At 45.7% G+C, this 25719-nt stretch carries 27 protein-coding genes; 16 read left to right on the forward strand and 11 right to left on the reverse strand.

From position 1 onward, the window contains the following. Positions 1-91: 91 nt before the first annotated feature. From JGK14_RS12655 to JGK14_RS12675, 5 genes are all read right to left on the reverse strand, one after another. Positions 92-1501, reverse strand: coding sequence for a cation:proton antiporter (locus JGK14_RS12655; protein ID WP_325315138.1), 1410 nt, complete (start codon positions 1499-1501; stop codon positions 92-94). A 349-nt stretch (positions 1502-1850) separates the two neighbouring features. Further along, on the reverse strand, positions 1851-2624 hold the full coding sequence (gene hisA, locus JGK14_RS12660) for a 1-(5-phosphoribosyl)-5-[(5-phosphoribosylamino)methylideneamino]imidazole-4-carboxamide isomerase (protein WP_293176908.1): 774 nt from the start codon (positions 2622-2624) through the stop codon (positions 1851-1853). Positions 2625-2740: 116 nt separating this feature from the next. Next, a complete protein-coding gene (locus JGK14_RS12665) occupies positions 2741-3424 on the reverse strand; it encodes a TIGR02117 family protein (protein WP_325315139.1) in 684 nt (227 codons plus the stop codon). Between the two features lie 155 nt (positions 3425-3579). Continuing rightward, on the reverse strand, positions 3580-4770 hold the full coding sequence (locus JGK14_RS12670; RefSeq protein ID WP_325315143.1) for a glycoside hydrolase family 10 protein: 1191 nt from the start codon (positions 4768-4770) through the stop codon (positions 3580-3582). A gap of 111 nt (positions 4771-4881) precedes the next feature. Then, positions 4882-6291, reverse strand: coding sequence for an amidohydrolase (locus JGK14_RS12675; RefSeq protein ID WP_293325250.1), 1410 nt, complete (start codon positions 6289-6291; stop codon positions 4882-4884). Between the two features lie 388 nt (positions 6292-6679). On the opposite strand from JGK14_RS12675, the gene JGK14_RS12680 reads away from it, so the two are divergent. The 10 genes from JGK14_RS12680 (at position 6680) to JGK14_RS12725 (ending at position 18001) form a co-directional block, all read left to right on the forward strand. Then, positions 6680-7450: a cysteine hydrolase family protein gene (locus JGK14_RS12680; protein ID WP_293205528.1), complete on the forward strand. Its 771-nt coding sequence runs from the start codon at positions 6680-6682 to the stop codon at positions 7448-7450. Positions 7451-7853: 403 nt separating this feature from the next. Further along, entirely contained in the window at positions 7854-8306 is a 453-nt protein-coding gene (locus JGK14_RS12685; RefSeq protein ID WP_293146325.1) for a cupin domain-containing protein, read from the forward strand. A 124-nt stretch (positions 8307-8430) separates the two neighbouring features. Then, a complete protein-coding gene (locus JGK14_RS12690) occupies positions 8431-8601 on the forward strand; it encodes a hypothetical protein (protein WP_293192069.1) in 171 nt (56 codons plus the stop codon). A 13-nt stretch (positions 8602-8614) separates the two neighbouring features. Next, positions 8615-8974: a DUF952 domain-containing protein gene (locus JGK14_RS12695; protein WP_293176898.1), complete on the forward strand. Its 360-nt coding sequence runs from the start codon at positions 8615-8617 to the stop codon at positions 8972-8974. A 315-nt stretch (positions 8975-9289) separates the two neighbouring features. After that, entirely contained in the window at positions 9290-9868 is a 579-nt protein-coding gene (locus tag JGK14_RS12700; RefSeq protein WP_293205524.1) for a hypothetical protein, read from the forward strand. Between the two features lie 124 nt (positions 9869-9992). After that, a complete protein-coding gene (locus JGK14_RS12705) occupies positions 9993-12326 on the forward strand; it encodes a glycoside hydrolase family 31 protein (RefSeq protein ID WP_325315140.1) in 2334 nt (777 codons plus the stop codon). Between the two features lie 683 nt (positions 12327-13009). Next, positions 13010-14182 carry a Fic family protein gene (locus JGK14_RS12710; protein ID WP_293176892.1) on the forward strand — a complete coding sequence of 391 codons (1173 nt, stop codon included), beginning with the start codon at positions 13010-13012 and terminating at the stop codon, positions 14180-14182. Between the two features lie 54 nt (positions 14183-14236). Further along, entirely contained in the window at positions 14237-15385 is a 1149-nt protein-coding gene (locus JGK14_RS12715; protein WP_293192077.1) for an AAA family ATPase, read from the forward strand. Continuing rightward, positions 15382-15993, forward strand: a complete 612-nt coding sequence (locus JGK14_RS12720) for a hypothetical protein (protein WP_325315141.1) — start codon at positions 15382-15384, stop codon at positions 15991-15993. Before JGK14_RS12715 ends, JGK14_RS12720 begins: the two co-directional genes overlap by 4 nt. A 103-nt stretch (positions 15994-16096) precedes the next feature. Next, complete coding sequence (locus tag JGK14_RS12725; RefSeq protein WP_293210955.1) at positions 16097-18001, forward strand: ABC transporter ATP-binding protein; 1905 nt, start codon at positions 16097-16099, stop codon at positions 17999-18001. A gap of 242 nt (positions 18002-18243) precedes the next feature. On the opposite strand, the gene JGK14_RS12730 is transcribed toward JGK14_RS12725, so the two are convergent. Continuing rightward, on the reverse strand, positions 18244-18666 hold the full coding sequence (locus JGK14_RS12730; protein WP_293176884.1) for a hypothetical protein: 423 nt from the start codon (positions 18664-18666) through the stop codon (positions 18244-18246). A 298-nt stretch (positions 18667-18964) separates the two neighbouring features. On the opposite strand from JGK14_RS12730, the gene gnd reads away from it, so the two are divergent. After that, entirely contained in the window at positions 18965-20419 is a 1455-nt protein-coding gene (gnd, locus tag JGK14_RS12735) for a decarboxylating NADP(+)-dependent phosphogluconate dehydrogenase (RefSeq protein ID WP_293176882.1), read from the forward strand. A 34-nt stretch (positions 20420-20453) separates the two neighbouring features. On the opposite strand, the gene JGK14_RS12740 is transcribed toward gnd, so the two are convergent. After that, the gene (locus tag JGK14_RS12740; RefSeq protein WP_293210957.1) at positions 20454-20729 is read right to left on the reverse strand and encodes a hypothetical protein; all 276 of its coding nucleotides are present in this window, start codon (positions 20727-20729) and stop codon (positions 20454-20456) included. Positions 20730-20810: 81 nt separating this feature from the next. Between JGK14_RS12740 and JGK14_RS12745 the strand changes: the two genes are divergently transcribed. Together JGK14_RS12745 and arfB are read left to right on the forward strand one after the other, a co-directional pair. Next, positions 20811-21281: a restriction endonuclease gene (locus JGK14_RS12745; RefSeq protein WP_293176878.1), complete on the forward strand. Its 471-nt coding sequence runs from the start codon at positions 20811-20813 to the stop codon at positions 21279-21281. 3 nt (positions 21282-21284) lie between these two features. Further along, positions 21285-21698 (forward strand): alternative ribosome rescue aminoacyl-tRNA hydrolase ArfB, encoded by a 414-nt coding sequence (gene arfB, locus JGK14_RS12750; protein WP_293176876.1) that lies wholly within the window; start codon positions 21285-21287, stop codon positions 21696-21698. A 106-nt stretch (positions 21699-21804) separates the two neighbouring features. Here the strand turns inward: arfB and JGK14_RS12755 are convergent, their stop codons facing one another. The 4 genes from JGK14_RS12755 to JGK14_RS12770 form a co-directional block, all read right to left on the reverse strand. Further along, positions 21805-22395, reverse strand: a complete 591-nt coding sequence (locus JGK14_RS12755; protein ID WP_293176874.1) for a helix-turn-helix transcriptional regulator — start codon at positions 22393-22395, stop codon at positions 21805-21807. A gap of 320 nt (positions 22396-22715) precedes the next feature. Continuing rightward, positions 22716-22997: a helix-turn-helix domain-containing protein gene (locus tag JGK14_RS12760; protein WP_293176872.1), complete on the reverse strand. Its 282-nt coding sequence runs from the start codon at positions 22995-22997 to the stop codon at positions 22716-22718. A 311-nt stretch (positions 22998-23308) separates the two neighbouring features. Next, complete coding sequence (locus tag JGK14_RS12765) at positions 23309-23581, reverse strand: helix-turn-helix domain-containing protein (protein WP_293176870.1); 273 nt, start codon at positions 23579-23581, stop codon at positions 23309-23311. 137 nt (positions 23582-23718) lie between these two features. Further along, entirely contained in the window at positions 23719-23961 is a 243-nt protein-coding gene (locus tag JGK14_RS12770; RefSeq protein WP_293176868.1) for a helix-turn-helix domain-containing protein, read from the reverse strand. Between the two features lie 277 nt (positions 23962-24238). Between JGK14_RS12770 and JGK14_RS12775 the strand changes: the two genes are divergently transcribed. From JGK14_RS12775 to JGK14_RS12785, 3 genes are all read left to right on the forward strand, one after another. Continuing rightward, positions 24239-25237, forward strand: a complete 999-nt coding sequence (locus JGK14_RS12775) for a hypothetical protein (protein WP_293176864.1) — start codon at positions 24239-24241, stop codon at positions 25235-25237. Beyond that, the gene (locus JGK14_RS12780; RefSeq protein ID WP_293176862.1) at positions 25209-25406 is read left to right on the forward strand and encodes a hypothetical protein; all 198 of its coding nucleotides are present in this window, start codon (positions 25209-25211) and stop codon (positions 25404-25406) included. The genes JGK14_RS12775 and JGK14_RS12780 overlap by 29 nt, the downstream gene beginning before the upstream one ends. Positions 25407-25524: 118 nt before the next feature. Further along, the coding region (locus tag JGK14_RS12785; protein ID WP_325315142.1) for a hypothetical protein at positions 25525-25719 on the forward strand (195 nt) is incomplete at its 3' end.

Consider the following 25719-nt stretch of genomic DNA (forward strand, 5'->3'; position numbering starts at 1 on the left):
TCTTAGAACTTAGGGAGAACAAATTTGGATGGACGATCGACATTTGTGTTTTCAGAATAGCCGATCGCCCAAACTCAAATTCCCTCATCAATCAAACGATTTGTTTGCTCGCGGGTTCCCCCGTACCAGGAGGTACTACTGAATCGCCAAAAGCAATCCGCAGAAAAGGCGGAGCCAAGAAAGTCGTCAGAATCACCATGATAATAATCGAGACTTCCAACGGCTTATCCAACACCCCACTCGCCGAACCAATTCCGGCAAAAACCAAACCGACTTCGCCCCGAGGAATCATCCCAACTCCGATCGCCAATCGATTGATTCCGGGCACACCAAACACCACCCAACCAGTCACAATTTTGCCAACAATCGCCACCACAATCAAGAAAGCCGCAATCAAAAGGCCGGCGCGATTATCCGGCACTGCTGGGTTCAAAACTCGCAAATCGGCCCTAGCTCCCACTGTCACAAAAAAGATGGGGACAATGACATCTGAGATGGGTTTCACCAATTCATCCAACTCTGTGCGCGCATCGCTTTTATCCAACACCAAACCAGCCGCAAACGCACCCAAAATCGCTTCCAGATGAATTGCGTTGCCCAGAAATGCCATGAATAAGGCGAAAATAAAGGCCGGGATAATAATATTGCCGCGAGTTTTGAGTTGGCCCACCACCGCCGAGAAGGTTTTGTCGAAGACACCGCCCAACAGAATCGAACCTAACAGAAATACAGTGGCGCTGACAATCAAATAGATGACATTAACAACATCAATTTCACCCGTTTTGGCTAAGCTAGCGACAACAGCTAGGACAATAATTCCCAGCACATCATCAATCACTGCCGCACCGACAATAATTTGACCTTCTTTAGATGTCAGTTGTCCTAAATCAGACAACACTTTCGAGGTAATTCCGATGCTGGTTGCTGTCAAAGCCGCACCTGCAAAAATTGCCGGAATTGCTGGAGTGTGGAAAATTACCATCAAGCCAACAGTACCTGCGGCAAAGGGAACAGCCACGCCTACACAGGCGACAACGACGGCTTGAACTCCGACTTGTTTTAGTTGATTGAGATCGGACTCTAAGCCAATTTCAAACAGCAGAATAATTACGCCTAATTCGCCCAGCACAGAAATGATTTCACTCTGCGATTCAAAGACACTGGTAAGGGCGGCAGGGGATAGATGGTTGAGCGATTGTAGAACACTCATAATCCCGGAGTCTGAAGCTGACAGCCCGCTTTCGGAAAAAACGATCAGGTGTAAAGCAGACACCCCGACAATTACCCCTGCTACCAATTCACCCAATACGGGCGGTAAATCGAAGTTTCTCGCTACTTCTGCGCCGAATTTACTGGCGATATAAATCACTACTAAACTGAGCAAAACTCCGCTGAGGACGATCGGCGAATTTTCGGGATCGACTGTTGCTAGCAAAGGTATGGGAGCAATTAGCGATGCTATCCCTGAACTGAAAGCTGTAATTGTATGGTTCACAAACATGAGTGATGTGATGGTAATAAAGATGATTCTACGCTGATTGATGATTGAATTTATGAAGTGTAGTAGGGACACGGCGCCGTGCCCATAGGTGTCAACTTATGACTACAACCCTTGATAAGTCTCGTTTTTACCTGAGTCCAGATCCCCCTAAATCCCCCTTAAGAAGGGGGACTTTGAGAAGACTCCTGTCCCCCCCTTCTTAAGGGGGGTTAGGGGGGATCTGGCTTTAATCGTCAAACAATAGTCTCTGAATGGGTTTGACGTTAAGTTGACACTAATGGGCATTGCCGTGTCCCTACGGGGATTGAGCGATAGGCGGGTGTACTTCATAAATGTGGAATTTGCTGTATCAAGCAAAACTTGAAGAACCCAAATCTGGGGGAACATCCTGCCATCTTCCTTGTCCTACTGCTTGAATTGCTTCTTTTAGCATGATATCGCCGGTATAAATTGCTCTACCAACGATCGCACTTTTGACACCAATTGGTTCCAAAGCCAACAAACTTAACAAATCTGCGATCGAACTGACGCCGCCGGAAGCAATCACCGGAATCGAGATGGCGCTAGCAATTTCCCGCAAAGATTCCAAATTCGGCCCTTCCATGGTGCCGTCGCGGTGAATGTCGGTGTAAATAATTTCAGCCGCCCCTAATTCTGCCATTTTTTGCGCCAATTCTGTCGCTAAAACTTCGGAAGTTTCCAGCCAGCCTCTAGTCGCAACTTTACCGTTTCTGGCATCGATTCCGACGAGAATTTGACCTGGAAATTCGGCACACAATTCACCGACTAATTGCGGTTGTTCGACGGCGACAGTGCCGAGAATGGCGCGCTGAACGCCTAATTTGAGAATTGCCGCGACAGAAGGGCGATCGCGCATTCCGCCTCCTAATTGACAGGGAACGTCTACTGCGCGGACGATCGCCTCAATAGCTGCTAAGTTTACAGGATGACCTGCTTTTGCCCCATCGAGGTCTACCAAATGCAGCATTGTGGCGCCTTCATTTACCCACTGTCTGGCGACTTCGACGGGATTTTCGTTAAAAGTTTGGGACTTGGCGTAGTCTCCCTGATAGAGTCTGACGCATTTTCCGTCCAAAAGGTCGATCGCTGGAATTACATTCATAATATTTGGGAATTGGGGAATTGGGGAATTGGGAATTGGGAATTGGGAATTGGGAATTGGGAATTGGGAATTGGTAATTGACTGCTGTCAACTGTCAACTGTCAACTGTCAACTGTTTAAATACCTTCACAACCGCTATTTAAATGAAACATAATCGATGACGATAGAGTTGACCACAAAGGAGTATCAATCTCAGCTTCTCGCAAAGCTTCAGCCGTCCAGTCATTGCAAGTTCTCAAAATAGAGTAACTGCCTTTTGCTTCATAAAAACTGTCAGTGTTGTAGTAGCCGTAGCTGATTTTTATTTTATTACCTGCTGCGTCTAATTGGAATGTATTTTTAAGGAAATTTACCAGCCTCCGATAATTTTTCCCACTAATTTTAACACATTTGGTTTCTATATCTTGAGGAAAAACTCGATAACCTTGAACGTGGAGGGTAGACGGAGTAGGGAGAAATAGAGCATTGAAAGCTATAACTGGGTTGATGGTTGCTGAGGTGGGACTTTCCAGCATAAAAGCTCGATCTCCCCAGCCAAAAGACAAATATTTATAATCATAATTTGCCTCTCGTCCTATTTGTGTAATTGGTAAATATTGATTCCAGTCAAAGTATTGATTTTTAACTGGAACGATGATTTCGGTGTGGATGCCTTGGTTAGAAACTTGTACGCTAACTGTGCAATTTTTTTGCGAGGAGTCTCCCCACTTTCGGGGAGTCAGGTAGCCGATTGCAGCAAGGATAGCAATCAGACATAAATTAAGAATACAAATGCGGTAAATTAATTTAGTGTTAAACATTATATCTATTTTCAAGGTTCGTAGTGAGGACTTTAGTCCTTAATAATCTTAAGAAGAAGGACTGAAGTCCTCACTACGAACGAAGAAGAAGAAGGACTGAAGTCCTCACTACGAACGAAGAAGAAGAAGGACTGAAGTCCTCACTACGAACGGTTTTAAACTGGCGAGCGTTGCATCTTTGTGGGAAAGAATTCTTGCAGGGCAGAATTTCGCTGTTCGGGAGTTTCGCTGGCCCAATTTGACAAGCTTTCATAGAAAAAGAAGGAAACCCCTGCAAAATTTCTCTTTCGGACTTCTTGCACTTGCTCTTGAATTTGTGACAGCGGAATAGAACTGTTTTTCAAACCTGTTAAAATACCGATCGCAGTTGGAATGTGCTTTTTGGCGAGTTTGACTTCTTCCCGTTCCAGTTCGGCATTAAAACGCTTGATATCGCTGCGATACACCTGTACTATAAGTTCTTCGATGTAACCGCGTCTTTCCCAGGTAAACCAGTCCTGCAAGTGGGCGGGTAAAGCAAAGTGCAAGGGATTGGGAGATAAACTAATAATACATTTTTGTTTGCGGGATTTGATGGCGCGGGAAATTTGCCCCATGAAGTCGTTGATTTTGTCGGCGCGCCAGCGGATCCAGAAGGTTTCGCGGGCGTCATTGGAGGGAGGACTTTTGATTTGTTTTTCATACATTAACACTGTTTGCGGCTCGTAGCCAAACTCTACGGGCAAACCGAAATGGTCGTCAAATTGAATGCCATCTAGATCGTAATTATCGACGATTTCTAAGATTAAATCTAAGATAAATTTCTGAACTTCCGGATGAAAAGGATTCAGCCAAACTCGATCGTGCGTGCCTTCTTTCCAAATAGTTGAACCGTCGCGTCGCGTCGCCAGCCAGTCAGGGTGAAGTCTGGCTAATTCCGATTCGGCGGGAGCCATGAAACCAAACTCAAACCACGGGATTACTGCTATACTTTTTTTGTGGGATTGTGCTATAATTTCTTTGAGAATGTCTCGGTCTTGCAATCCTGGTGATGGGTCGATCGACTTTCCGAATACTCGTTTGGCTACAGCGCTGGGATAAAGCGTATAGCCTCCTTGCCAAACCGTAGGATAAATGGTGTTAAAGTTGAGTTTGTCCAGTCGATTTACAGCGTCAATGATGTTGTTGCGGGAGAAAATAACGTCGCTGTCAATATTAGTCAGCCAGATGCCGCGCAATTCGGTGGTTGGGGTTTTGGGTGCAGTTTGAGCTTCCATTCGGGGGGAGAAAATTGCGGCGGAGGTAAGGGCGATCGCAAAAACAACTATTAAAGCCAGTATCCGCCGCCATTTGTGCAGTTTAACCATCAATTTTTCGCAAACGCCACAGTTTAACATCATACTATAACGTTCGGATTGCAAACCTTACAATATATTCTTCAACCTGCGGAGGCGGGTTTTGTCTGTCTAGTCGCGGTTTCAACCGCCGAGTGGCAATTTCATCACTTGGCGGTAGTGCGATTCAATCTCGCCCACCATCGGCGATTGGCGCTTGCTACTCCACTCGCTGCGATCGAATAATTGCCGCCTCAAACCATCAACATCAATGGTTTTAACCTTACCTTCAGCGACAATTTGTTTGCCGTTTACCCAAACGCTATCTACCGTATTTGTCGGGCGTCCCAAAATTAGCAAACCAATCGGATCGGTGCGCGGTAACAATGATAAACTGGTTAAATCGTACAGCACTAAATCGGCTTTTTTGCCGACAGTTAGCGAACCAATTTCATCGCCGAGATTCAAGCCTTTTGCTCCCCCCAGCGATGCCATTTCTACAGACTGGCGCGGTGTAATCCAGTGGCGGTAATCCAAATCCGTAATATTGTGCAGAATTGAACCCATTTTAATCGCTTCCAGCAAATCTTGAGAGTCGTTGCTAGCGGCGCCGTCGCAGCCAAAAGATACGTTTACTCCAGCTTGGCGGTATTTCAAAATCGGTGCAATCCCGCTTCCCAGCCGCAGGTTGCTGAGGGGATTGTGTACGACTGTCGATTGGGTTTCTGCCATAATTGCAATATCGGAATCGTCCAGCCACACGCAGTGCGCTAAGGAAGTGCGCGGACTTAAATAACCGATTTGTTGCAAATGTTCGACAGCGCTACAGCCGTATTTTTCGCGAGCTAACTGTTTTTGAGCTGGCGTTTCTAAGAGGTGGGCGTGCAGGCAAAGATTGTAGCGATCGCCCAAATCGATGCAGCCTTCAAACAAAGCATCAGAACACAGTTGAATTCCCGTCGGTGCCAGCAATATATTAACACCTTTTTCTGGATAGTGAAACTGTTTGATAGCTGCTTCCATGAGTTCCAAAGTTGCATTTGTCGAGCGAATGTAAGCCGCGTGCTCGATGCCACCCTCGCCCGCAGGCATTCCCGCTGTCAGGGATTCATCTTGAATTAACGGCCCGATAAAAGCGCGGATGCCGATTTCTTGATAAGCGCGAACTGCCGCAGCAATTGTCTCTAATTCTTGCCCCGGAATCAAAACTAAATGATCGACTACGCTTGTGCCGCCCGAGAGCAATGTTTCTACCGCAGTTCCCAAGGCACTCAAGTAAACTTGTTCCGGATCGAGAGGCGTGAAATCGTACAGTTCGCCAATCCACAACTCCAGCGGTAAAGGCGGAATAATCCCGCGCTGCCACATTTCAGAAGAGTGCGTGTGCGCGTTGACAAAACCGGGAAGCAGCAGCTTATTTTTGCCATCAATTGCTATTACTGTAGGAGCTAAATTGGGCGCGATCGCACTTATGCAATTATTCGCCACTTGCACGTCTGCGGTTTCATAACCACTCTCAACCGGAATTAAAGCATTTTGGATTGTAAAACTCATAGATTTAGCTTTTCTGGTGAATTCACATCTATTTCTATTTTAGGACTAGATCATCTTCTTTTATCTCGTTCTCAGCCTTTTAAATATCGTTTAATCTCGTTCCCAGGCTATGGCTGGTAATGCATATAAGCGAGAAAGAGCCTCGCCTGTGGTTTACTGGAGGTAGAGCCTCCTGCAAGGAATTTCCAGGCTATGGCTGGGAACGATAAAATAGCCTGGAAACTAGAAACTTTTTGCCTAAATTTGGTTAATTTCAATAAAGCATCAAGTAGATCGAAACAGTTACGTTTGATACTGAGACTTAATCTTAGCAAAGATTTAAGATATCGCAAGTTAGCAACAATCAAAGAGTTATAAAATTGAAGTGGTTTTTCAGTCGCAATCTAATATGAATCCAGATAGCCTCCGCACCTTGGGCGTTGCGCCAAATGCTTGGAAAGTTGATGCTAAAATTGCCGACATCACCCGATCGCCGATCGCGCCTCAACCTGTTACCCTAGAAACAGAAACGAAAACCCTGCGATTGGACTTAGCAAAAGCAGCGATGCTAGTGATAGATATGCAAAACGATTTCTGTCACCCCGACGGTTGGCTATCACACGTCGGCGTCGATGTAACACCTGCGCGCACTCCAATTAATCCTTTGCAAAATTTGCTGCCAAAATTGCGATCGCACGCAGTACCCATTATTTGGATAAACTGGGGAAACCGCCCCGATTTGCTCAATATTAGCGCAGCTTCGCGCCACGTTTACAATCCCACGGGCGAGGGCGTAGGTTTGGGAGATCCGCTACCCAAAAACGGCGCATCTGTTTTGATGGCGGGGAGTTGGGCGGCCGCCGTTGTTGATGAATTAGAACAGAAACCAGAGGATATTTGCATTGATAAATATCGCATGAGTGCCTTTTGGGATACTCCTTTAGATAGTATCCTACGGAACCTGGGAAGAACTACACTTTTTTTTGGCGGAGTCAACGCCGATCAATGTGTCATGGCTACCCTACAAGATGCTTGTTTTCTAAACTACGACTGCATTTTAGTCAAAGATTGTACAGCTACCACATCTCCAGAGTATTGCTGGCAGGCTACTCTTTATAACGTTAAACAATGTTTTGGGTTTTTGTCTGATTCTCAGGCTATGTTAGAAGCAATTAAATAACTAGGGAATTAGTCATTAGTCATTAGTCATTAGTTATTAGTCATTGGTCATTGGTCATTGGTCATTAGTCATTGGTCATTAGCAATAAACTGGGGAGGTTGAGCCACGGACTAATGACTCTGAATGCTCACTAATGACAGCAGAAACATAGGGTGCATCTCATTTTGGCAAGGGCGAAGCATTTCGGCACATAATTTATGAACCAGAATCAGAGATTTACTGCCGAAATGCTTCGCCCCTACGAGTATATTTGCATTCATTGAGATGCACCCGAAACATATAGCAACTGTCCGAGACGGTTAGGAAGTTCTTAATTGCTAAAATCCTGGGTTCTGCTTCCCTCTTCTCTCTTCCCTCTTCCTTCTTCCTTCAGCTATAACAACTCACAACTAAGAATAAAAAAATGACAAACCAGTGCATGATTCCGGTGATGAAATCGCCTCAAGACTACCAAGCATTTCGCATCAGCCCGGGGGATACTAATAGATTAGCCATAGTTTTCGATCCGGCAACCGCGAATGCCTCATTAACTGTTTGCATCGAGATTTTCGATCCGGGCGGAAAAACTCCTCCCAACCGCCATCAATTTGCGGTAGAAATGTTTTTTGTACTCAAAGGAAGAGGGCAAGCGACTTGCGACGGCAAAACAGTTAGTATTAAACCGGGTGATAGTTTGTTAGTGCCTCCAACTGGCACTCACGTCATTGAAAATACGGGCAGCGAACGTCTTTACACTTTGTGCATTATGGTGCCAAACGAGGATTTTGTGGAACTAATTCGCAGCGGTACACCAGTCGAACTCGATGAGGAAGATATGAGGGTTCTCGGGCGATCGGATGTACTCGTGCCGTGCTAGGTTTGTAGTGAGGACTTCAGTCCGCAAAATAAACAGCTAAACGCGCTAAGTTAGATCGTTCGGACTTCAGTATACCTCTTGCAGAAATAGGTAGGAACGGGCAAGATGCCAGTTTCTGAATTCAATGCGCCTGAGTTTGAGTGCCGCTTGTTTTCCAGCTTATGACGTGAATCCGGGAACTGGCGCGCCTTCGGGTGCAGCGCGGTTAATTGATGCTAAAATTATGACGCTGACAGTAAGTTGTGGCGGGAGTTGTCCTTCTCAGATTTTACTGCCAATTGGCGATCGCACTTAAAATCCATCAAACTATGAGCGTTATCTTTCACATCACCCGCAGCCAACAGTGGGAAGAAGCAAAACAAGTGCAATCCTATCGCGGAGATACGTTAGATACAGAAGGATTTATCCACTGTTCGACTCTGCCGCAAGTTTTGAAATCTGCCAATAAATTTTTTGTAGGACAAACAGGATTGCTGCTGCTGTGGATTGACTCGGAAAAAATAGAATCTGAACTTAAGTATGAATTTGCCGCCGGTGAGGATTACCCGCACATTTACGGGCCGCTAAATGTGGATGCTGTGTTGCAAGTTTTTGAGTTTGAACCCGGTGCCGATGGCAAGTTTGAATTGCCGGCAGAGTTAACAGCAACTATCAACGAACAAGCTTAGTATCCTGTGAAGATACTTCAACAAACATCACTTATTAGTCAAGGTGTTTGATGATATTACTTTGGTGGTTATCGAGCACATGAATGAAGAGATAGCATCTAAGGATCGCGAATTAAATAATTTACACATATTTGTGGGATGGGCGTCCCGCCCGTCCTTTCGTGACGGGCGGGACGCCCATCCCACAAGAACAATAAAAATTGTAAGTTATTTAATTCTCATTCCTAAGTATTGCCGATAAATCTTCTAATCTGCAAATTATTAAGCTATTAAAACAGCATGGTGCTAAAATTTGACCGAGGATATTTTTTCAATATGATGCTATTCAAATTATTGCCGATCGCCCTGCTATTATTAAGCTCTGCCATCAGTGGCGGTGCACTAGCACAATCGGCGAAACCCAGCAGACAGATCATCGGGCCGGCGATTGATTGCGATCGCGACGGACAACAGGACGACATCCGCATGGATGATGATGGTGATGGTATACCCGATCGCTGTTTGCTAAATCAAATTAAGCCTGTCATGAATCGGGAAAATTACGATCGAGAATTGAAACAACTTCAGGCTCAACCCTGTCAAAAAGCCACAAAAACCGTCAAAAATATTAGCTACATCATGTGTTCTACCAATGGCGGTAAAACCATTGTCAGTGCATCGGAAGCCCTGGTGGAAGTGGGAGATGGAGTGGGATTTTGGCTAAAAGGCGATCGGGTAAGGGCGATCGTCTTTTTTGGTACGGGTGAAGTTGTTTTCTTCAACCGTGGAGTTTTGGAAGCACAAATGTCGGATAAACGGGAAGTTACAACTGTTTTTACTGCTGATGAACGGCAGCAGTTTGAGAGGCTAGAAAAGAACGGAGTGCAGAAAATTTTGCAAGTATTTAGCAGGTAGATCGGGTTTTTAATAGGGAGAGAGTTTTATGTTTAATGAGGTTGATTTACTTGTTTCTTCCTTTTGCCAGATGACAACCCTTAACTCATCAAACGACAATTTATAATATTTCGATTCATAGTATATGCCGCAATACTTCGGAAAACTCCAAACTACCGAACAGCCTTGGTCAATTATTGGCTCTATACAATCGATCGACAAAACCGATCGCACAATTCACTTCAACTGTACCAACTCCTCTCTCAAAATCAGCATCCTCGCGCCGAATTTAATTCGAGTGCGAATGTCCCCGACAGGTGAATTTAAAGATAGATCGCACTCCGTAACTCTCCCCGACGAAGAATGGCAAATTGTACCTTTTGAAGTGCGAGAAACAGCGGAAAAAATCGAAATTGAAACAGCACAAATAACAATTTCTGTCAAGCGCGATCGCCCTGCCATCGAATGCTTTGACAAATCAGGAAAACCCTTTGCTAGCGACTGCGATCGCCCGATGGGATGGCGCACAGGTGCAACCGCCGCCTGGAAGCGCATCGAAACAGACGAACACTTCTACGGTTTCGGCCAACGCACCGGCTTCCTCGACAAACTCTCCGAAGTCAAGACAAACTGGACAATTGACGCCCTCGACTACAATTCCGTCACCGATGAAATGTACCAGGCGATCGCATTTTACATCGCCCTGAATCCCGATCGCGCTTACGGCATCTTTTTCAACACCACATTTTGGAGTCAATTCGACATCGGCGCGGAAACACCAGGGGTTTTGCGGATGGAAACCAGAGACACGGAACTCGACTACTACATCATTTACGGCCCGGAACCCGCCCAAATTCTCGCCACCTACACGCAGTTGACCGGCCGGATGCCGATTCCGCCAAAATGGGCGCTGGGATACCACCAGTGCCGCTGGAGCTACGAATCCGAGGACGTTGTGCGGGAGTTGGCGCGGGAATTTCGCGATCGCAGCATTCCCTGCGATGTCATCCACCTCGACATCGACTATATGCGCGGCTACCGCGTTTTTACTTGGAGCCCGAAGCGCTTCCCCGATCCGGCGAAACTGATCGCAGATTTGAAAGCAGCGGGCTTTAAAGTGGTGACGATTGTCGATCCCGGTGTCAAGTACGAACCGGAAGCAGATTATGAAATATTCGATCGCGGTGTGGAAAACGACTATTTCGTCCGCACCGCCGACGGAAAGCTTTTCCACGGTTACGTTTGGCCCGACAAAGCCGTGTTTCCCGACTTCATGCGCCCCGACGTGCGCCAGTGGTGGGGCGAATTGCACAAAAGCCTGACAGATATGGGCGTTGCGGGGATTTGGAACGACATGAACGAACCTGCGATCGCCGATCGACCTTTTGGCGATGGTGGCGAACACATTTGGTTTCCGCTGGATGCACCGCAGGGCCCGGAATTCGATCGCACAACTCACGCCGAAACCCACAATTTGTACGGGTTGATGATGGCGAAAGCTTGTGCGGAAGGGTTGCAAAAAGTCCGAGGGGGCGATCGATCTTTTGTGTTGACGCGATCGGGATTTGCGGGGGTGCAGCGCTACTCCTCCGTGTGGATGGGCGACAATCAATCGCAGTGGGAACACTTAGAAATGTCGCTACCAATGCTTTGCAACATGGGGCTTTCCGGCGTCGCCTTTGTCGGTTGCGACATCGGCGGCTTTGCGGGGAATGCAACGGCTGAATTGTTCGCGCGGTGGATGCAGATGGGGATGCTGTATCCGTTGATGCGCGGTCATTCGGCGATGACGACAGCGCAACATGAACCGTGGGTTTTTGGCGATCGCACTGAGCAGATTTGCCGCGAATACATCAATTTACGCTATCAGTTATTGCCGTACATTTACACGTTGTTTTGGGAAGCTGCGATCGCGGGAACACCGATTTTGCGACCGCTACTTTATCACTTTCCGCGCGATCGTACAACTTATCACCTTTACGATCAAGTATTGCTCGGCCCATCGCTGATGGCTGCACCCGTTTACCGACAGGGAGTTGAGCATCGCGCCGTGTATTTGCCGGAGGGGACTTGGTACGATTGGTGGACGGGCGAATGCTATCAGGGCCCGACGCACATTTTGGCTGATGCACCTGTGGAGAGAATGCCGTTGTACGCGCGCGGTGGGGGGATAATTGCGTTAGCGCCTGTGAGGCAATTTGTTGAGGAAAGGGCGATCGATTCATTGAAAATGCGAATTTGGCCCGGAACTGGTGAATGGACGCTTTATGAGGACGATGGACACAGTTTTGAGTACGAACAAGCTGTCTGGGCTACGACTAATTACAAGGTGTATTTGGAAGGGCGAAAAATGATAGTTGAAATTGCGGCGCGGGAGGGGGAATTTGCGATTTCGGAGCGCGAAATTACTGTCGAAGTTGTGGGGATTGGGGAACAGCAATTTACAGATGATGGCACGGTGCGGCGTTTGATATTTTAACTAATACGAGTGGGAAGTCCCGCACTCTATCCGTTTACAGGATGAGTGACGGGATGAAAACGAGCAGCAAAGAAATTGAGCGATAGCGAATCCATGATAGGATCGAACTAACCGGAGATGACAAGAGTAGCCGTGGTGGGCGAACTTTCCGTTGTATAAAGGCTAGACACCACCTATCAGTTTCTGACTGGTAGCCCCAATATCCCGCTAAGCCATAAAAGAGCTGATGGATGGGTGAAAAAATCAACAATTCTACTCCTTGGGACACAGGGAGTCTGCCGGAAAAGATAAGTAATTATCTTGCTAGTAAGTACCACATAAAATAAAGGTGAGTAAAACCTACGGAGGGAGGATAAGACCAGCTTAGAGATGGCTCGCGTCGAGGCTCTCCCGTTGAAAGAGGAAGCCTGCACTCTATTTGTTTACAAAATGAGTGCCGGGTATGTCACGCAAGGTTCTCAACCATATCCGCAGGGACACAGCACTGCTGTGTCCTCCTGTCTCAACCATATCCGTAGGGACACAGCACTGCTGTATCCTCGTATTGCGATCGAGTTGGCCTGTCCTGGCAATCTTATTATACTAAAAAGACTTTTGCTATAATAAGATTCCGCGACCGCCGTCTTATTTCACTGGAATAACATAAGATAACAAGACCTCAACCTTTGTCCCTCCGTCACCCAATGATGCGATCTGGTCGATACGTCCAACAAACTGAAGGATACAGCGCCTTCATTCCAGCGCCCCTCCCTCCCGAACCGCCCATTAAAATGGACGCAGAGCTTCATCGCTTGCTCTCCAATGCCGATCGGGCTTTAGGAAGACTAGACGGTGCTACCTCTATTTTGCCCAACCCTGACCTATTCGTAGCGATGTACGTCCGTCAGGAAGCCGTTCTTAGTTCGCAAATTGAAGGAACGCAAAGCACCCTAGAGGACGTACTTCAATATGAAATTGATGTCAAAGGTCAAGAACGCTTTAAAGATGTGCAAGAGGTTGTTAACTACGTTAACGCCATGAACTACGGTTTAAAGCGGCTTCAAGAATTTCCACTTTGTCTGCGCTTGCTGCGAGAAATTCATACAGAATTACTCAAAGACGTGCGAGGAAGCGATCGCACACCGGGAGAATTTCGGAAAAGTCAAAATTGGATTGGCCCTCAAGGTTGTAACCTGGGTACTGCGGCCTATGTACCTCCAACAGTTGCAGAAATGCACCAATCTCTCGACAACCTAGAGAGATTTTTGCACGATACCAATTCTTTACCTGTACTGATTCATTGCGGATTAGCTCACGCTCAATTTGAAACAATACACCCATTTTTAGATGGAAATGGACGGATTGGACGATTGCTAATTACTTTTCTGCTTTGTCAGCAAGGAATCCTACAAAAGCCTTTACTATACCTCAGTCATTATCTAAAGTTTCACAGAATAGAGTATTACGATCGCCTGATGGCAATTCGCACTCATGGAGATTGGGAAGGATGGTTAAAGTTTTTTCTTCAAGGTATTTTTGAAGTCAGCCAGTCAGCAACAACTACAGCCCGTTCTATTCTGGAAATGCGCGAAAATCACCGCGAAATTATCGGTCAGCAAATTTCCAGTAGCAGTTATGGTTTGCGCTTGCTAGATATACTTTTCCAGCACCCAATCGTGAATATTCGTTTAGTAGAAAACGAATTGCAATGTAGTTACGCAACAGCTAGGAAAATAGTCGATAAATTTGTAGAAATTGCTTTGCTTGATGAAGTCACAGGTTGGCAACGCAACAGACTTTATCGTTACAAACCCTATCTGGATCTTTTTGAAAGCAGCTACTCACTAATCAATCCTGACAATTCTGATTCTCACTAAAACGCTAGTAAAAATTAACTCTATGATTAAGTATTTCTTGATTAGGTTAAAATAATGATTATCTCCCATATAGTTCTGCAAAATTGGCGCAATTTTCAGTCAGTGAATGTTGAGTTGCGCGATCGCGTTTTTCTGGTAGGCCCGAATGCCTGTGGTAAGTCAAACTTTCTCGATTCATTGCGCTTTTTGCGGGATCTGGCCAAAGCAGGAGGCGGATTGCAGAAAGCCGTGAGCGATCGAGGCGGCGTCTCAAAAATTCGCAGTCTTTATGCACGTCGATATCCCGATGTAGAAATAGAAATTCACCTTTCAGAATCTAATTCCGAACAGCCATTATGGAGGTATGGGCTGGGAATTAAACAGAAAAAAGGTGGGAAAAATGAGCCGATTGTTGCCTACGAGCGAGTTTGGAAGGGCGATCGGCAAATTATCGATCGCCCTACTCAAGAAGATGAGAACGATGAGCTACGTCTCACCCAGACTTATTTAGAGCAAATTAATGCTAATGCAGAATTTAGAGAAATTGCTAAATTTTTAGAATCGATTTTATATTTACATTTAATTCCTCAGTTAGTTCGTCATCCCGAAGCTTTTGCTACTCCTGGACTTTCCGAAGATCCTTTTGGTAGAACTTTTTTAGAGCGAGTTGCTAAAACTCCCGAAAAAACCCGAAAATCACGATTAAAAAAAATTGAAGATGCTTTAAAGTTAGCTGTACCACAATTGAAAAACCTCACAGATACCAAAGATGTGATGGGAGTTCCGCATTTAGAAGCTGTTTACGAACATTGGCGGCCCGGAGCGGGGAAACAACGGGAAGACCAATTTTCTGACGGAACGTTACGGTTAATTGGTTTGCTTTGGTCGCTGTTAGAAACTGATTCATTATTGTTACTAGAAGAACCAGAACTCTCCTTAAATTCGGCGATTGTTAGCAATCTACCGTCTCTGATTTATCGCCTTCAGCGTCCGAGAAAGCGACAGGTTATTCTCAGTACCCATAGTGCCGATTTGCTCTCAGACAAAGGCATTGGCGGCGAAGAGGTGCTGCTAATGACACCGACTGCTGAAGGAACTCAAGTAAAACTTGCCTCTAGTAACGAACAAATAACAATGCTATTAGAAGGAGGTTTAAGTATAGCTGATGCTGCACTTCCTCTCACAGCACCGCCCGCCATCGAACAACTCAGTTTATTCAAATGACGGATATTCCCATCAATTTAGTGTTTGAGGATGTACTGAGTGAAGCAGTTCTTAAAGAAATGCTTAAACAGTCTCAACGTCGATTTTCAGTGGGAAATTGCTTGAACCAGAGAGGATATGGCAAAATCAAAAAGATTCTTCCTGGATTAAATCATGCGGCGAAGGGAATGCCATACTTAGTATTAACTGATTTGGATAATGCAGACTGTCCGCTAGTAATTCTTTCCGAGTGGCTAACTCAACCAAAACATCCTAATCTGCTGTTTCGGATTGCGGTTAAAGAAGTGGAAGCGTGGTTACTTGCACATCGGGAGGGATTTGCCGAATTTCTGGGTATTTCAGTAGACTTAATTCCTGGCGATGTGGATCGAATTTCCGATCCCAAACAGCTTTTAATCACTCTGGCTAAAAAGTCAAGGAAGCGAAATCTGCGGGAGGGGATTGTCCCCGATCGTAATAGTACCGCAAAAATTGGTAAAGACTACAACGGTCAACTCATCCAGTTTGTCAATCAAAGTTGGCAGGTTGCGTCAGCACAGACTAATTCCCCCAGTTTACAACGAGCTATGAATGCGATCGTAAATTTTCAACCAACCTGGGAAAATTGAGAAAAAAAAAGAGAAATTATGCGCTCGCCAACGACAATTAATCAACTCATCATCTATAATATAACGGGAGGGGATGAGTAGACCCGACACCTACCCACAAACTATGCAACCCATCCAAATCACCACATTCCAAGCTTTGCGGCGCAGCCTAAGCCTGATAATCAAAGCCGCACCGATCGAACTCCGCAATTTAATCATACTCAACATCATCCGCGGTGCCGCCCCATCTGGCGTGCTTGTTTTAGATAAACTAATCATTGATGAAGTATCTCGGTTGCTGTCACGAACCCAAACGGCACAACCTTTAGCTTTGATGCTTTCCCACCCAATCTTGCTGTGGAGTATTGTCGGAGTCTTAACTCTCAAGTTAGTCAGCGATTCAATCGAAACCATGAGTTCTTTTGCAGCAACATCTTTGCGCGATCGCGTGCAAGGCGGAGTTGAAGGACAAGTCCTCGAAAAAGTCGCCAATTTTGACGATATCGCCCTGTTTGAAAACCCCGAACTATTAAACATATTAGAACTTGCCAAAACCGGAGTTAAACAAGTACAGCAACTAGCCTTCACCATCAGCATGACAATCACGGGAATTTGTATCTTCATTCCCTCGATCGGCCTGGCTGCATCAATAGCTTGGTGGGTTCCTGTGGTGATGGTGGTGTCATCACTTCCCTCAATTCACATTGAAAGAAAATATCTCAAACTTATCTGGAGAGTTCAAAAAAAGCAAGCTAAAATCACTCGCGAGATGAACTTATCCGCTACGGTATTGACAGGGGAAGAATATGCTAAAGAATTGCGTTTGTTTGGGTTGCAGGAACTTTGGCTCAAACGCTGGAATGGTCAGTATTTGCAGTTTTTTAGCGAGATGCAGCAAGTGCGAAAAAAAGGAGCGATTGTTGTACTTTTGTGGTCGATATTTAGTAGAATAGGTGTAGCCTTGCCATTTGTTTATGTGGTGATGGGAGCTTTGGGAGGGCGCTACACTTTGGGAGATTTGGCGCTGTATTCTGGTTTGATTGTCCAAGTAGAGACGAGTTTGCAATTACTGATTGGTAATTACACTAATTTGTACGATATTTCCCTCGGCGTCAGTCCGATTTTTCAACTTTTGGATCTCAAACCCGAGTTGCAGTCTCCGCTGGTGAATGTGGCATCTCGCTTGCCTAGTTTAGAAGATTACGGGCAAGATGCCCGTGCCACAAATCAAGTATCAGATCACGGGCAAGATGCCCGTGCCACAAAAGATAAAATTGGTATCGAGATTAAGGATTTATCTTTTTGCTATCCCGGTAGCACTAAAAGCACGATCGCAAATATCGACTTAACCATTAATCCGGGTGAAATGCTAGTGCTTGTCGGGGAAAATGGCGCGGGTAAGACGACTCTTGGCAAACTCCTCGGTCGCCTGTACGACCCGACAAGTGGTACGATCGCCTGGAATGGCAAAGATTTGCGATCGTACCCTCTAGCATACGTGCGATCGCGCATCGCCGTTGTCATGCAAGATTACGCCCGTTTCCCCTCCACAGTGCGCGAAAACGTCGGTTTTGGCGACTTGCTTTCACTGTCGGATGACACCGCAATTAACGAAGCTATTTCCGAAGCAGGAATTAGCGCAAAAGTCAATAGTCTTTCCGCAGGTTTAGAGACACCGTTGGGGAAACAATTAGAAGACGGCATAGACTTATCGGGGGGACAGTGGCAAAGAATTGCGATCGCCCGCGCCTTAATGCGGCTTGATACAGCCGAAGTCCTAATTTTTGACGAACCAACCGCCGCCCTCGACCCCAAGACAGAACACGAAATTTACAGCATCTTCCGCCAAATCGCCGCCGGGAAAACCACGATTGTCATCAGCCACAGGTTGGGATTGGCCAAAATTGCCGATCGCATCGCCGTGATGGAAAATGGTAAAATAGTCGAAATCGGAACTCACGACGAATTGATAGAATTGGGCGAAATATACCATTCAATGTTTACCCGTCAAGCTAGCAGCTATATTTAGATATTGGTTATTGGTTGCTTGTTATTAGTTATTGGTTATTTTGTATATCAAATCGGGTGACATCCGAATTATGTAGTGCTGTCCCCGCTCGCTATTGGGGTAGCGAGCGGGGACAGCACTGACTATTCCGATGCAACCAGAAACGATATTATTGTTATTTTTTGCCTGCTACGAATAACCAATAACCAATAACTAATCACCAACTGTCAACTGCCAACTGCCAACTGCCAACTGCCAACTGACTATCTCCCAGTCAGCGTATCCGCATAAGGATCGGGCAAAGCTTGCTGCACCTCCAACACCGACAAAGAATCTCCACTTACAGGTTGGCTAATTGACTTTTTTTTTAGCCCATCCCCCCGCATATCGCGCTCTTGCAACTTCACCAATTCCTCCTGATAAACAGCAACAATTCGCCCCAAACTGATCACCAAATCATCCCAATTCTCATCTCCCACCAACTTCTCAGAAATCCCCTCAAACAACTCTCCAGCCTGCCGTTTTTGCACGTAAGCCTTCAACAGCTTTCCCGACTTTTGCAAAACCGCCTGATAAATCTCTCCATCCGACCACCACAGCCCCTGTTGACTCAGCAGCCAAGTCAAAATATACTCCCGAGCGTGTTGCTCCTTCACCCAGGCTGCCAGATACTGCAAATCTTCCATAATTACAACAGTCTCCTAAATTTTCCTCAAAATGTCCGCTTATCTGTATCTATCGTTACTGCGATCGAATTAATATCCGTCTCATTATCCCTCACCGCTCTCTTTAATATCGCTAATATCGCTTAAATCTTAAAAAAACCCTAGTGATTCACCAAACATCAATTTTTTGAATATAAAAATACACTTAAACTGACATCTTGCATCATGCTCGCTTAACAGGCTTTCCGGCCTGTTCCACAAAGAGTAAATTCCCTCTCAGGTCTAAAGACTCTGAGTTTCCCACTTACCGAGTATTTTTATGGCAAAGCAAAATTTTGGTTTAATCGGTCTAGCAGTTATGGGCGAAAACCTAGCCCTCAACGTCGAAAGCAGAGGCTTCTCCGTAGCGGTATACAACCGCACAGCAGCCAAAACCGACGAATTCATGGCAAAACGGGCCCAGGGCAAAAACATTGTAGCCACCAAGACTCTGGCGGAATTCGTCGAAGCTCTAGAACGTCCTCGAAGAATCTTAGTCATGGTACAAGCTGGCAAAGCCGTAGATGCGGTAATTGACCAGCTCAAACCCATGCTAGACCCCAATGACATGATTATTGACGGCGGCAACTCCCTCTACGATGACACCGAACGTCGCACCAAAGATTTAGAAGCTGCCGGACTGGGATTTGTCGGCATGGGCATTAGCGGCGGCGAAGAAGGCGCACTGAATGGCGCTAGCATGATGCCCGGTGGCACGCTGGCAGCCTACAAGGAATTAGAGCCAATTCTCGTCAAAATAGCGGCTCAAGTAGATGACGGCCCCTGCGTCACATTCATCGGCCCTGGCGGTGCCGGTCACTATGTGAAAATGGTGCACAACGGTATTGAGTACGGGGATATGCAGCTCATTGCTGAAGCCTACGATTTGCTAAAAAACGTCGGTGGACTCAGCGGCCAGGAGTTGCAGGAAGTTTTTGCCGAATGGAATACAACTGACGAACTCAACTCGTTTTTGATTGAAATTACGGCTAATATTTTCAAATACATTGACCCGGAAACTAAGCAACCCTTAGTTGAGGTAATTATGGATGCTGCCGGTCAAAAAGGTACTGGTCGCTGGACTGTAATGAGTGCTTTGGAATTGGGCGTGAGCATTCCCACAATTATCGCTGCTGTGAATGCCAGAATCATGTCTTCTTACAAAGCAGAGCGCGTCAAAGCTTCGGAACAACTGACGGGGCCTACCACCAAGTACGAAGGCGATCCTAAAGAGTTTGTGAACAAAGTTCGGGATGCTCTTTACTGCTCGAAAATTTGCTCCTACGCCCAAGGTATGGCGCTGTTGAGCGCGGCCTCAAAGTCGTATAATTATGACTTGAGTTTGAGCGAAATTTCCCGCATTTGGAAGGGCGGCTGTATCATTCGGGCTGGATTTTTGGACAAGATTAAAAAAGCTTTCAAGGACGATCCCGCACTGCCGAATTTGCTGTTAGCGCCAGAGTTTAAACAGAGCATTCTCGATCGCCAATCAGCTTGGCGCGAAGTGTTATCTACGGCTAGCCTGCTGGGTATCGCTGTACCGGCCTTCAGCGCGTCCCTGGACTATTTCGACAGCTATCGGCGCGATCGACTCCCGCAAAACCTGACGCAAGCTCAGCGCGATTATTTCGGGGCTCACACCTACGAGCGCACCGACAAACCGCGCGGTGAATTCTTCCACTCAGAGTGGACTCAGGCTGCTAAAGAGTCGCTGCAAACTGGTACTGCTGATTAATTAGTTTTTGTAGGGTGCGTTTCGGCGCACCTTACTAATTAATCTGGGGTTGCAAATTGTTTTGACGTTTGTTTTTGAGATAGCTTTTAATATATTCGTCGTTAAAGAGCGATCGGGCGATCGTGAGTGCTTTTTGTCTTTCTGCGTCTGTCATGTAATCATCGCCTTTTAAACCTGATGGCGGGTGTCGGGGATCGCCGCCTGCATCCAGGAATCGCTGACGGACGTTAGCGAAGCCCTCGAAGAGGATCGCCATTAATTCTCCCAATCTCCGGTCTTGTTCTCGAATGATATCATGCGATTTCGTCATAGTCTTCAACCTCGTCTATACGAACAACTCGCCACTTTGTATTATAAACTATAGATATCTCTTTAAAGTAAGTGTAATTTTATGAAACCTTTTCTAGTAAGAGCCGCTGCCATTATCGGTGATATTGCAGCATTGGTATTTGATACAATTAAAGAAGAAGAATCAAAAAAACTTTTATCAGACAGCGGTATTCTCGAAGTGGATGCAATGACTGGCAAAGAGTTTGAAAAATTTCTAGCTGTCCATTTTAGAAACTGTGGTTATAGCGTCACTTTAACTCAAGACAGTCAAGATTATGGAGCAGATTTGATTTTGTACAAAGACGGATCGAAAACAGTAGTTCAAGCAAAAAGAAGCAAAAATCCAGTTGGGATTAAAGCAGTTCAAGAAGTAGCAGGAGCCGTCAGACATTACAACGGAAATAAAGGCAGAGTCATCACCAACAACAGATTTACAGAAAATGCTTGCAAACTTGCCAAATCTAACGACGTAGAGTTATGGGATAGAAAAAAACTCATCGAATTCATCCTGACAGCTAAGAATTATCAATAAATCATGATAGAAATTTCCAACACAGTATTTATTGCCGATCGCGAAATTGAGATTAGCGCCATTCGCTCCCAAGGCGCGGGCGGACAAAATGTAAATAAGGTGGCGAGTGCTATTCACCTGCGCTTTGATATCCCAGCTTCTTCATTACCCGATCGCTACAAAGAGCGTTTATTGCAACTCAACGATGGGCGAATCACCTCCGAAGGTGTGATTATCATCAAAGCACAGGAGCACCGCAGCCAGGAACAAAACCGCGAGGAGGCTTTGAGGCGGCTGCAAGAATTGATCAAAAGTGCGATCGTCATCCCGAAAAGGCGCAAACCCAGCAAAGCGACTCGTAGTTCCCAGCGCAAGCGTCTTGACAGCAAAACCAAGCGAGGGCAGATTAAGGCTCTGAGAGGGAAAATTACCGATTAAGGGATCAAAGGGCTCCCAGGTACGTAGTTGCGCTTCAGCGCTCTTTTTGGGATATCGGAAAGAGCGCTGAAGCGCAACTACGTACCTAAGAATTAACCCCTGCGCGTTATTTGTCCGATCGCCCTCGCGATCTACTGGATAAGTCATCGGGAATTTTAGTTACGTCTAATCCTAAAAGCTCAAACATAGTTTTTAGAGAAACTTGGTATAGGTTAGCCAGTGCAGCCACGTTTTCAACAGTTGGCATAGACTTTCCTGATTCCCAGTCAGCTTGCATCCGCTCAGAAACGCCGATATGTTGTTTGACTTGAGGGCGGGTTAGCCCAGCTTGTTCTCTGAGAAGCCTTAATGGAGACTTTTCCTTTTCTTGCGAATTTTCTTCCCTAATACATGAAGCTTGTTTCACTGATTCTGGCTTCTTGACCTCCGTCGAAAGATGAAGTACACTTAATGCTTGTAGGTCATCGGGAATTTTGGCTACGTCTAATCCCATACATCTAGCAAGTGTTTTTAGAGGTACGCCTAGCTCCCGCGCCAGAGCAATGACGCGATCGAAGCGAGGAATGGCTTCTCCTCGTTCCCAATCACCAATAATGCGAATTCCTACCCCCATTCGACGACTAAGTTCGGGTTGGGTCAAATTTGCACTTTCTCTCAGGTTTTTCAAGGTTATCGTTTCTCGGTCTTCAGCTTCCATTAACTATAGCAATTAATTGCTAGCAAAATAGTGCTTGACAAAGTTGGTATCTGGCACTAAACTGCTAGTAGATAGGCAAAACAAAGGCGGCCTGGCAAGCCTCCTTCGATCAAAATGCAGGTTTGAATAACCGCCTCACTTGTAGTGTCTATCAATTATGCACCTGCATAACCCTTAGTATTTTTGGGGCTTGAGTGCATACCTCAAGCTCCTTTCCCTGAACTCCGAGGAGGTGATGCGATGTCAATCGTCGATCGACCTACAACACAGCCCAACTCAAAATTGTACCAAAGATTCCGACCATGACTTCCCTGTGCTTGTTAGTTGTCCGATCGTGAGGGCGATTTTACCAAAGGGATATCGTCAGGAATGTTGGAGATATCGATGCGTAGCAATCTAGCGACGGTTTTGGGCGAAAGCTTTAACTCCCTGCATAGGGCGAAAAAATTATCCGCCCGTGGCATTTTCCGACAATTAACCCAGGAATTCACTGTATTTAGAGAAACTCCTAGGTTTCGGGCTAGTTGTTCCTGCGTAGCTTCAGCCAATTGGATAGCTTCTTGAATAGTTTCTGGTTTGAGATAGTCTATATCTTGATTCATTTAAACTAAAGTTATACAACTTTAGTTGACAAATTAGAATTATCCAACTAAAGTTGTAAGTGACGGACATGGCAGAAGGTGGTCGGCGAGCCTTCAAGTTCAAAACGTGCAGGTTTTAATAACCGCCTTGCTTGTGCTGTCTATCAATTGTGCTGGCATACAAGAGCCTATTTTTGGGGTTTGAGTGCATACTTTAAGCCCCTTTCTCTGAACTCCGAGGAGGTGGTGCCATGTAAAAGGTCGATCGACCTTACAACACAGCCCAACTCAAAATTGTACCAAAAATCCCGACCAAAACTTCGCTCTGTTGGTTAGCTGTCCCTCGGCGGCACGTAATCATCAACAAGTCCTGACACATCTAGCCCGATCGAGTGACAGAACTGTTTCAAGCTAATATTTAGGGCTGTACAAATGGCTATTGCAGTATCAACTCTGGGTTTTTGTTTTCTTTTTTCTATGGAATACAAAGTATCTTCAGAGACTTTCCCCGTCAGTTGCAGGCTAAGCTCACGGCGACTAAAGCCCCTGTATTCTCTAATTTCCGCAAGGCTCATTTCGTATAAATCCCGTACTTCTTGATTCATTATGCAGAATGTTTCGTAGTTTACCCTTGACAAAGACAGGAAGCCTGACTAAACTACGAATAAAGGCATAGCAAGCAGCCGGCAAGCCTGAAAGCACAACCCAACTCAAAATTGTATCTGTTGGTTTAATTTAATTGCTAATTCGGCCCAAAGCTCTCTGGAAGTTCATCTATTTTTTCTATTTTTAGTTCTCGGCAAATAGCTTTCAACTGAAAGAGAGAAAATTTTGGTTCTGTGGCTCCAGATATCCATCTATGATATGTGGCCCGCGGAATCCCGCATCTAAAAGCAAACTCATCTTGTGATAAGTCTGTTTTGTTGATTCTTAGGGCTTCCAATGGTGAATTGCCCTCCTGTCTTCGTTCTTTTCTTGATGACATTGTAACATAAAATCTCAAATTGAGATGTCATACTTGACAAAATTAAATCGACATCTCATAATGAGACAAAAGCGACATAACACAAGTCGGTCGGTCAGGCCGAACAGTCCAAACGTCCAAGTTTGAATAGCCGCCTTGAGGTGATGCGATGTAAAAGGTCGATCGACCTTACAACACAGCCCAACTCAAAATTGTACCAAAAATCCCGACCAAAAATTCCACTTTGCGATCGCCCAACTTCCGTGCTATCGTTCCCTTTCTCGACCCCTTCCCGATCATGACCACATCTACCGACAACTTCTACCTAGGCGATATCGCCTCCAACTTTCACTTCGCAGGCCCGCTGCTAGACTTTGAAGAAGAAATCCAGAATCAATCGCCCTTTCACGATTTAGAGTATCTGACAGGCGAAATAAAAAGAGGATTCCTCGACTACGTGCGACAAGGGATCATGCTGGACGCGATCCGAAAACTGCGCTTGTACAAAGACAAGTTCAAAACTTTCAAAATTTACTGCGAACAAGCCTTAGGCAGACAGTATTTTTATTGCACGCAAATTATCAAATCTGCGGCAATTTGCCTGCGCTTAATAAAAGCCGGATTTGAGATTTTGCCTAGCTGCGTCGCTCAAGTTGTCCCCTTGTTCAAACACGCAGTCACAGATCAATACGGCGACTGTGCTTTACAGGAAAAGTGGCAAGAAGTTGTGGATGTCATCCCCAAAGAAAGGATTACAGCAATAACGATAGCCGAAACAGTTGACAACAATCCCAACCTCAGGTTAAAACAAATTCGGATTAAAACCGACACCTACGCCCTGTTGACCAAAAAAGCAGCCGCTGCGGGAATGTCAATTTCGGAATTTTTGGGGCGGCTGGTTGACGAATACAACCCCAGAATTGTAGAGCAGCCGGCGGAACACACTCCCGAACAAGAGGAGATTTTAGACCAATTGGACGCGGAGTTTAAGAAGCCCGCAGCGGAACAGATTTCAAATTCTGCTCCAGCCAAAGTTAAATCTAAAGGTTTTGGAGTAAAAAATGAGCCAAAAGGTGGTAAAAGGGAGGTGAAGGCGAAAAGTTCGGAAGGTAAAGTAAAAGCGAAAAGCTCTCCAAGTGAAAATAAGCTGAAAAATAAGCAAACAGAAATTCCAGTCGAGAAACTATCCAATTTATTTCAGGAACAAAATAATGAAGTCATCTGCCCAAAACCCAATCATGCGTCAACTGAAGCTGATGGAGGCTCAATTGACCCAGATTCAGTGCCAACTGATTAAAGCCACTGTGTTGAATTGGTGGCAAATCGTTTTGCCTGACGGACAGAAGATTGCGATCGAGCACGCGGGCGGCGGACACTGGATTTTTCGGGCTAACGGCCTTGAAAAATCGCATCCTGAAGTGCGGCTAGCGGTGTTAAGGGCGATCGCCGAAGGCTGTCGTCGATAAGCTACGATTAAGGACACGGCGCTGTGTCGTGTCCCTACTGGGTGATGGGAGTTGTCATGATTTGGGGATGTTGGGGCGATACCTTCGGTCTGCTTCGCTTACGCGATTAGTATCGAGATTGGTTAAAAGTGCTATCCACCAATCACCGGACATAACAGGACAACCAGTACCTAAAGGTGAAGAGATAGCCAGCCTCAGTTACAACTACGTTTTGAGGGTGATGACACCTACAGGTACTTTCCAGCTTGCAGCTCTGTCGTCAATCGTTAAACATCTGTATTTGGTTAAAGAAGTGCGGTTGACTCAACAAGCC

Origin of the sequence: Microcoleus sp. PH2017_28_MFU_U_A (assembly GCF_020738035.1) — a bacterium.
Taxonomy (GTDB): Bacteria; Cyanobacteriota; Cyanobacteriia; order Cyanobacteriales; family Microcoleaceae; genus Microcoleus.

Coding starts and splice junctions, on each gene's coding strand:
- JGK14_RS12700 (WP_293205524.1), top strand. CDS start 9,290: ATGATGCTATTCAAATTATTGCCGATCGCCCTGCTATTATTAAGCTCT.
- JGK14_RS12655 (WP_325315138.1), bottom strand. CDS start 1,501: ATGTTTGTGAACCATACAATTACAGCTTTCAGTTCAGGGATAGCATCG.
- JGK14_RS12775 (WP_293176864.1), top strand. CDS start 24,239: ATGACCACATCTACCGACAACTTCTACCTAGGCGATATCGCCTCCAAC.
- JGK14_RS12705 (WP_325315140.1), top strand. CDS start 9,993: ATGCCGCAATACTTCGGAAAACTCCAAACTACCGAACAGCCTTGGTCA.
- JGK14_RS12745 (WP_293176878.1), top strand. CDS start 20,811: ATGAAACCTTTTCTAGTAAGAGCCGCTGCCATTATCGGTGATATTGCA.
- JGK14_RS12720 (WP_325315141.1), top strand. CDS start 15,382: ATGACGGATATTCCCATCAATTTAGTGTTTGAGGATGTACTGAGTGAA.
- JGK14_RS12770 (WP_293176868.1), bottom strand. CDS start 23,961: ATGTCATCAAGAAAAGAACGAAGACAGGAGGGCAATTCACCATTGGAA.
- hisA (WP_293176908.1), bottom strand. CDS start 2,624: ATGAATGTAATTCCAGCGATCGACCTTTTGGACGGAAAATGCGTCAGA.
- arfB (WP_293176876.1), top strand. CDS start 21,285: ATGATAGAAATTTCCAACACAGTATTTATTGCCGATCGCGAAATTGAG.
- JGK14_RS12690 (WP_293192069.1), top strand. CDS start 8,431: ATGCGCCTGAGTTTGAGTGCCGCTTGTTTTCCAGCTTATGACGTGAAT.
- JGK14_RS12710 (WP_293176892.1), top strand. CDS start 13,010: ATGATGCGATCTGGTCGATACGTCCAACAAACTGAAGGATACAGCGCC.
- JGK14_RS12680 (WP_293205528.1), top strand. CDS start 6,680: ATGAATCCAGATAGCCTCCGCACCTTGGGCGTTGCGCCAAATGCTTGG.
- JGK14_RS12695 (WP_293176898.1), top strand. CDS start 8,615: ATGAGCGTTATCTTTCACATCACCCGCAGCCAACAGTGGGAAGAAGCA.
- JGK14_RS12675 (WP_293325250.1), bottom strand. CDS start 6,291: ATGAGTTTTACAATCCAAAATGCTTTAATTCCGGTTGAGAGTGGTTAT.
- JGK14_RS12670 (WP_325315143.1), bottom strand. CDS start 4,770: ATGGTTAAACTGCACAAATGGCGGCGGATACTGGCTTTAATAGTTGTT.
- JGK14_RS12730 (WP_293176884.1), bottom strand. CDS start 18,666: ATGGAAGATTTGCAGTATCTGGCAGCCTGGGTGAAGGAGCAACACGCT.
- JGK14_RS12740 (WP_293210957.1), bottom strand. CDS start 20,729: ATGACGAAATCGCATGATATCATTCGAGAACAAGACCGGAGATTGGGA.
- gnd (WP_293176882.1), top strand. CDS start 18,965: ATGGCAAAGCAAAATTTTGGTTTAATCGGTCTAGCAGTTATGGGCGAA.
- JGK14_RS12725 (WP_293210955.1), top strand. CDS start 16,097: ATGCAACCCATCCAAATCACCACATTCCAAGCTTTGCGGCGCAGCCTA.
- JGK14_RS12765 (WP_293176870.1), bottom strand. CDS start 23,581: ATGAATCAAGAAGTACGGGATTTATACGAAATGAGCCTTGCGGAAATT.
- JGK14_RS12685 (WP_293146325.1), top strand. CDS start 7,854: ATGACAAACCAGTGCATGATTCCGGTGATGAAATCGCCTCAAGACTAC.
- JGK14_RS12760 (WP_293176872.1), bottom strand. CDS start 22,997: ATGAATCAAGATATAGACTATCTCAAACCAGAAACTATTCAAGAAGCT.
- JGK14_RS12665 (WP_325315139.1), bottom strand. CDS start 3,424: ATGTTTAACACTAAATTAATTTACCGCATTTGTATTCTTAATTTATGT.
- JGK14_RS12715 (WP_293192077.1), top strand. CDS start 14,237: ATGATTATCTCCCATATAGTTCTGCAAAATTGGCGCAATTTTCAGTCA.
- JGK14_RS12755 (WP_293176874.1), bottom strand. CDS start 22,395: ATGGAAGCTGAAGACCGAGAAACGATAACCTTGAAAAACCTGAGAGAA.